This is a genomic window from Dactylosporangium sp. NPDC050688, assembly GCF_040654515.1.
Lineage (GTDB): Bacteria > Actinomycetota > Actinomycetes > Mycobacteriales > Micromonosporaceae > Dactylosporangium.
Genome location: NZ_JBFAIC010000149.1, coordinates 1 through 5439, shown reverse-complemented (window position 1 = coordinate 5439; position 5439 = coordinate 1). Strand labels below are relative to the sequence as shown.

Sequence of the window (5439 nt, the reverse complement as noted above, 5' to 3'; positions counted from 1 at the left end):
CGGTGACTGGATAACCCCGTGTACCCGATCAATCACCCGAAAAACCGCAAATCATCACACCGGCCGATCACTCGAAGCACCCGGAACCGCAGCACTCTTGAGGTGTCACGGGCCGCCGTCCCGGCTACTGGCGCGGTGCTGTGTCGCTCGGCCGGTTGCCCCGCATCCGTGCCGCAGGCCGGCGAACCGCGATCGGTGATGCACCAGCCGACGGACCGGCTGACCGTCGGCTGGCGGGTTCGGAGGTAAGTGGGTCGCTTGTGGCCGTCACCGGATCGGCGAACGCCTCCGACGGCTGATCCGGTTCTACCGTCGGAGTGCGTGTCTGCCTCGCCGGTATCTGGTCAGCCGGTAGCTGCCGGGTGCGGGTCGCCGAGGTACGGAAACTTGTCCAGGATGTCGGTGTGCGGCGTCAGACCGGTGGGCGGTGCCTCATTTTTGGTGAGGAATGCGACGCGGATGTCGATGACGTCTTCGGTGAATGTCCGACCATTGGGGTAGGCGGCCGGTTTGGACGGGTCGAAGTGCAGTACATCCGGCAGGAGCCCGTGCTCGCCGAGGGCGGCGATCGCCTCCTCGCGCGTATAGCCGCCGGTGTGACCCAGGAGGTGGACGAACTGGTCGGTCCACCGGGTCCGGTCGTTGAGCGGTTCGCTGGCGTTGTACTCCTCCTTCGTGTCGTCGGTGTTGAAGAAGCTGCTCATCGACGGGTGCCCGGCCCGGTCGACGTGGATGAGCTCGCCGTCGCGGCGGACGCTGCACCGACCCCAGATCCGCAGCTCAGGCCGCGGCGCCAGCTCCGCGGTCGGCAGCTCGATGGCCATGGAGAAGACGTTGGCCGCGGTGTTGGAGTCGATACCAGTCCACGGAGACTTCTCGCCCAGGTGCGGGGTGGTGAAATTCCGTTTGCCGCTGGTGTCGAACAGGTTCTTGATCCCGTCGAAGTCGAAGAAGAAGGCGTCGCTGCGGCTGCCGGCGGCCACCAGGTAGTCGCCGCGGCCGACCACGTTGGCCTGGGGACCGAAGGAGACGGCGGCATCCGACACGATCTCGGTGCCGACCGCTTCGGGCCGGCGGGACTCCGCACCGGTTGCCATGAAGACGCTGTAGGTCTGCGAGCCGTCGGCTGCCGGCGGGCTGAACACCCAGCTGAAGGCGACGTCGGTCAGGTCGTCGCCGTCGTTGTCGACGTTCATCCGGTACACGGCATCGGGGTGCAGGGCGTCGGCGTTGGGATTGGCGTTCAGGATGAGGACGGTCCGGCTCGGATCGCCGGCTGCGCCGAAGGCGTAGAGGTCGCACAGGTCGAGGCGCTGGTCGCCGAGGGGTGCGCCGAGGCTGAGGCCGGTGAAGTGGTTGGACATGTCAAGCCCTTCCAATGCTGGCTCGCGGAAATCGCTGGAACGTCCGAGTGCCCGCCTTGCGGGTGAGGAGCACTCGCGCCTGGGGCGGTGCGTCCACGCTAACCGGCCGGCTCGTCGCGCTCTTCGGTTGTGGGCGGGCTGAGCTGGGTATTTGCCGGGTGACGTGGCCCTGCGGGTGCGGGTCAGGAAGGGGCGCGGCGAGCGAGGTCGCGTGGTCGATCACGGACTGGTGCGGGTGGCGCGGGAGAAGCCTCCACCGGGATGGCGGGCACCGCTGGTGGTGGGCGCGATGCTGAGTCCGGTCGTCGGCGCGTTCGGCGCGGTGTACGCGTGGCGGAATCGGCCAGCCGGCTCGGCGCTCAGCGAACCGGGCGCCATGCGGCAGTCGGCAGCATCGTCGGCGTAGAGTTCAGCGCCGCTGCCGCCGCGATCGCCTCTGGGGACGACGACAGCACCCAGCGGGATCGCCGTCGCAGTGCCCGTCGCCGGGGCCCATGCTTGGCCGCCCGCGCAGGTGCCCTGTCATGTCATTGCACCGGCCGGACGCAGCCGTACACAGCAGCGACCCGGGCCCGGGTCGAGCTCGGCGAGATAGGAGGAGTCGCCGGTCCCGTCGGCGACGCCGCGCAACAACTGCAGGTTCACCCCGCACACCAGCGGCGTGAACTGCTGGGCGAGCCGGTGGAACGGGCAGTTGCCCAGCACGATGCCGCCGCCGTCATGGTCCTGCTGCCGTGGGTCGTACCCGGCGTCCGCCAAGGCTGCGGGCAGGTTGCCGGCCGCCGCGCCGATGGTCTTGCCGGTGTCGTAGGCCGTGCGGCGCAGCACCTCCTGCACGGGGGCGCCGGTGTCGATCGACTCGGTCACGGCCGCCGCGAGCAGCCGGCCGACCAGTTCGTAGTGCCGTTCCGGCACCGACACCGCCACCTCGTCGTCGGCGCGCCGGTACAGCTTCGCGGGGCGGCCGGCGCCGGGACCGCCGCGTCCGGGCGGGCGGCGGTACTCGACGACGAGCAGTCCTTGTTCGGCGAGCCGGTCGAGGTGGAACGCGGCGACCCGCCGGCTGACGCCGAGGGCTTCCGCGGCGGTGTCCCGGCTGACCGCCGCCCCGGCCCGGGCGACCAGGTCGAACACGGCCCGCCGGGCCGGATCGTCGAGTGCGGCCACGGCGGCGACGCGGTCGGGGAACGGGCGGGACACCATGACCCGATTGTAAAACACGAGCCTCTTGACTTTAGAAATGCCGCAGGCATACGTTTCTAACGTACGGAGATGACGTTTTTAGAAGGTTGGAGCACATCATGATCGTCAGCGCACCCGGCACGTCGACGACCGCCCGGCTGACCGGCTGGGGAGCAGACCCGGCCCACCAGGCGTTCCTGTTGCTGCGCACCGTCTTCACGGTGGCGCCGATCGCCTTCGGCCTGGACAAGTTCGTCAATCTGCTGACCGAGTGGCCCGGCTATCTGGCGCCGTTCGCGGACCGGCTCGTCCCGGGCACCGCGCAGCAGGCGATGTATGCCGTCGGCGTGATCGAGATCGTGGCCGGACTCCTCGTGGCGGTCCGGCCGAAGTACGGCGCTGTCGTGGTGGCCGCGTGGTTGGCCGGGATCATCGTCAACCTGCTGATCCTGGGCGACTTCTACGACGTCGCGCTGCGCGACTTCGGCCTGCTCGTCGGTGCGCTCGCGCTGTGGCGGCTGGCCGGCCGCCGGCCGGCCGACACGGCCGCGGCGCGCAGGTAACGCCCGGAGGCTCCCGCCCGGCGCTGTCCAGACTGCTGTGCCGCAGACCAGCGCGGTACCCGCGTACACGGGACGGTGACGTCCGGACCGGCGGACGTCACCTCAGCGCAGCGGGTCGAACGGCAACAGCTCCGTCGGCGTCTCGCCTTTCACTATTGCTTGAGCGAGCAGCTGCCCGGTGACAGGGCCGAGCGCGATACCCCACATGCCGTGGCCACCGGCGACGAAGACCTGGGGGCATCCGGTTGCACCGATCAACGGCAGCCCGTCAGGCGTACACGGCCGCGAACCGACCCATTCCTCACGCCGATCGTCCAGGTTCACACCGGTCAGCAGCGGGCGGACAGCCTCGACGATGGCCGTGACACGTCGCGGGTCCAGCGGATCGCCGTGACGACGGAACTCCATCATGCCGGCGACCCGCAGCCGACCGTTCAGCGGCGTGCACGCCACACGTTGTTTCGGGAAGTACAGCGGGCCGCCCGGCATGTGCTCGACCGGCACGCTGAAGCTGTAGCCGCGACCGGCCTGAACCGGCTGCCGGACGCCGAAGCGGCCGGCCAGGTCCCCGAGGGACGCACCGGTGGCGACGACAACGGCGTCATGCTGGTGTTGTCCACCGTCTTCGCAGGCGACGACGACCGTGCCGGCGCTGCGGTGCAGGCCGGTCACCTTGACCTGCTCCACGACCTCTGCGCCGCGGGAACGTACCGCGAGGGCCAGGCTGTCGATGAACTCCGGCGGGTTGAGGTAACGCTGCCGGTGGATCTGGATCGCGGCGCCGACCTGAGGGGTGAGGACCGGCTCGATGGCCCGTGCCCGCCAGCCAAGAATCGTCCGGTAGCTCACATCCTGCCCGGCGTCACGGATCTGCTCGAGCTCCGTCAGCAGGCCGCGGGCGTCACGTTCACGGGCGAAGCACGCCAGGAAGGTCTCCGCAGTGTGCGTCCGGGCGGTGACACCGCCGGCCGCCAGGACGTCGAACGCCTCCAGGGACCGCTGGTTCAGCGGAACGTAGGCGGCCATGCCACGACGCCACCGTCGCGCGGTGCTGTGTGATACGAACGAGGCGAGGAAGCGCCACAGATCGCGGTCCGCGCGCAGCGGCAGGTATACCGGTGACCGGGGACTGAGGACCGCCCGCAAGCCGTAGCGGAGCACCGCGGGTTCCGGCAGCGGCGCCGTCAACGTCGGCGTCAGCCATCCCGCATTGCCCCACGAGGCGCCGGACCCGACGCGATCCCGTTCGTAGACGGTGACCTGCACACCGGCCTCCTGCAGGAACCACGCCGTGGACAATCCCACCATCCCGGCACCGATGACGGCGACGTGGCGTGGCGAGCGCACGGCCGGGACGGAAGCAGGTTGTTGCCGCGACATGATCTCTCCTTCAGGAAGATGAACCCACGAAGGGTCCGGACTGCCGATCCGTCGTCACCGTGCGCGCCGGTCGCCGGACAGGCCGGGATCTGGCTGCTGCAGTGCGGAACGTCGAGGACGAGAAGACCGCCGAGACGGGCCTGTCGTGACATGGTGCGACGCTCCGGACGGGCAAGCCGGCAGCGCGTCTGGTGCGGAAAAGTTCCGAACCTACTGCGGGCCCGGACGGTCGGTGCCTTGACGCGGATCTCTCAGCGAAGGGCGACGCGGCCAAACGGCACGATCAACCATCCTTGCGACGGGGTCGCCGACCACCTGTGGCCGATGGCCGGTCACTGAGGCGGCCAGCGACTGTGCGGACCTGGTGTCGCTCATCTTCGACCGCCTTCCACCCTGTCGGGCATACCGGGAAACGGCCTGCCCAGCACCGGCATCCTTCGACGACCTGGAGCCGGCCGTCGCGCTTGCTTCAACCCTCTCGTGCGCTGACGTCCGCGAACAGGCCGGTGGCCGGTCACGTTCCGCTGCGCGTGATTGCCGGTGGCCGGCAAACGTAGGTGTGTTTTGTCGGCTCGTCCACCACTATGCAAACAGCCAGGAGCGCGGCCCGCAGTTGCGGGTCGCGCTCCTGGCTGTGACGGGGTCTACCTGTTGATCTGCTGACCGTTGTCGTTCCAGGTGTTGTTGCTCCACGTGGGCAGCGTCGAGGCATTCAACGCGTGGGTGCCGTGGTAGCCGCCCTTGGGCCAGAAGCCACCGCCGGACTGGCGCATGAACTTGTTGTTCGTGACCTTGCCGTTGGTGATCTTGTAGTTGGCGTCGTACCAGTAGAACGAGTAGCCGCCGCCGTTCATCAGGTTGCTGTCGACGACGACGTCGCTGATCGAGCCGATGTCGGCCTTGAGCAGGATGCACGAGGTCTGGGTGTGCTGGTTCTCCAGGCGGTTGTG

5 protein-coding genes are annotated in these 5439 nt (G+C 69.1%); 1 reads left to right on the top strand and 4 read right to left on the bottom strand.

Annotated elements, in window-relative coordinates:
• Positions 1–344: 344 nt before the first annotated feature.
• Positions 345–1364: a DUF4331 family protein gene (locus tag AB0H83_RS51365; RefSeq protein WP_360111227.1), complete on the bottom strand. Its 1020-nt coding sequence runs from the start codon at positions 1362–1364 to the stop codon at positions 345–347.
• Between the two features lie 522 nt (positions 1365–1886).
• On the bottom strand, positions 1887–2567 hold the full coding sequence (locus AB0H83_RS51360) for a helix-turn-helix domain-containing protein (RefSeq protein WP_360111224.1): 681 nt from the start codon (positions 2565–2567) through the stop codon (positions 1887–1889).
• Between the two features lie 98 nt (positions 2568–2665).
• On the opposite strand from AB0H83_RS51360, the gene AB0H83_RS51355 reads away from it, so the two are divergent.
• Entirely contained in the window at positions 2666–3109 is a 444-nt protein-coding gene (locus tag AB0H83_RS51355) for a hypothetical protein (protein ID WP_360111221.1), read from the top strand.
• A 102-nt stretch (positions 3110–3211) separates the two neighbouring features.
• On the opposite strand, the gene AB0H83_RS51350 is transcribed toward AB0H83_RS51355, so the two are convergent.
• Both AB0H83_RS51350 and AB0H83_RS51345 read right to left on the bottom strand, forming a co-directional pair.
• Positions 3212–4489, bottom strand: a complete 1278-nt coding sequence (locus tag AB0H83_RS51350; protein ID WP_360111218.1) for an FAD-binding oxidoreductase — start codon at positions 4487–4489, stop codon at positions 3212–3214.
• Between the two features lie 644 nt (positions 4490–5133).
• The coding region (locus AB0H83_RS51345) for a hypothetical protein (RefSeq protein ID WP_360111215.1) at positions 5134–5439 on the bottom strand (306 nt) is incomplete at its 5' end.

What these genes read in the sequence shown, in the direction of transcription:
- AB0H83_RS51365 (WP_360111227.1), bottom strand. Translation starts at nt 1,364, where the DNA reads ATGTCCAACCACTTCACCGGCCTCAGCCTCGGCGCACCCCTCGGCGAC.
- AB0H83_RS51360 (WP_360111224.1), bottom strand. Translation starts at nt 2,567, where the DNA reads ATGGTGTCCCGCCCGTTCCCCGACCGCGTCGCCGCCGTGGCCGCACTC.
- AB0H83_RS51355 (WP_360111221.1), top strand. Translation starts at nt 2,666, where the DNA reads ATGATCGTCAGCGCACCCGGCACGTCGACGACCGCCCGGCTGACCGGC.
- AB0H83_RS51350 (WP_360111218.1), bottom strand. Translation starts at nt 4,489, where the DNA reads ATGTCGCGGCAACAACCTGCTTCCGTCCCGGCCGTGCGCTCGCCACGC.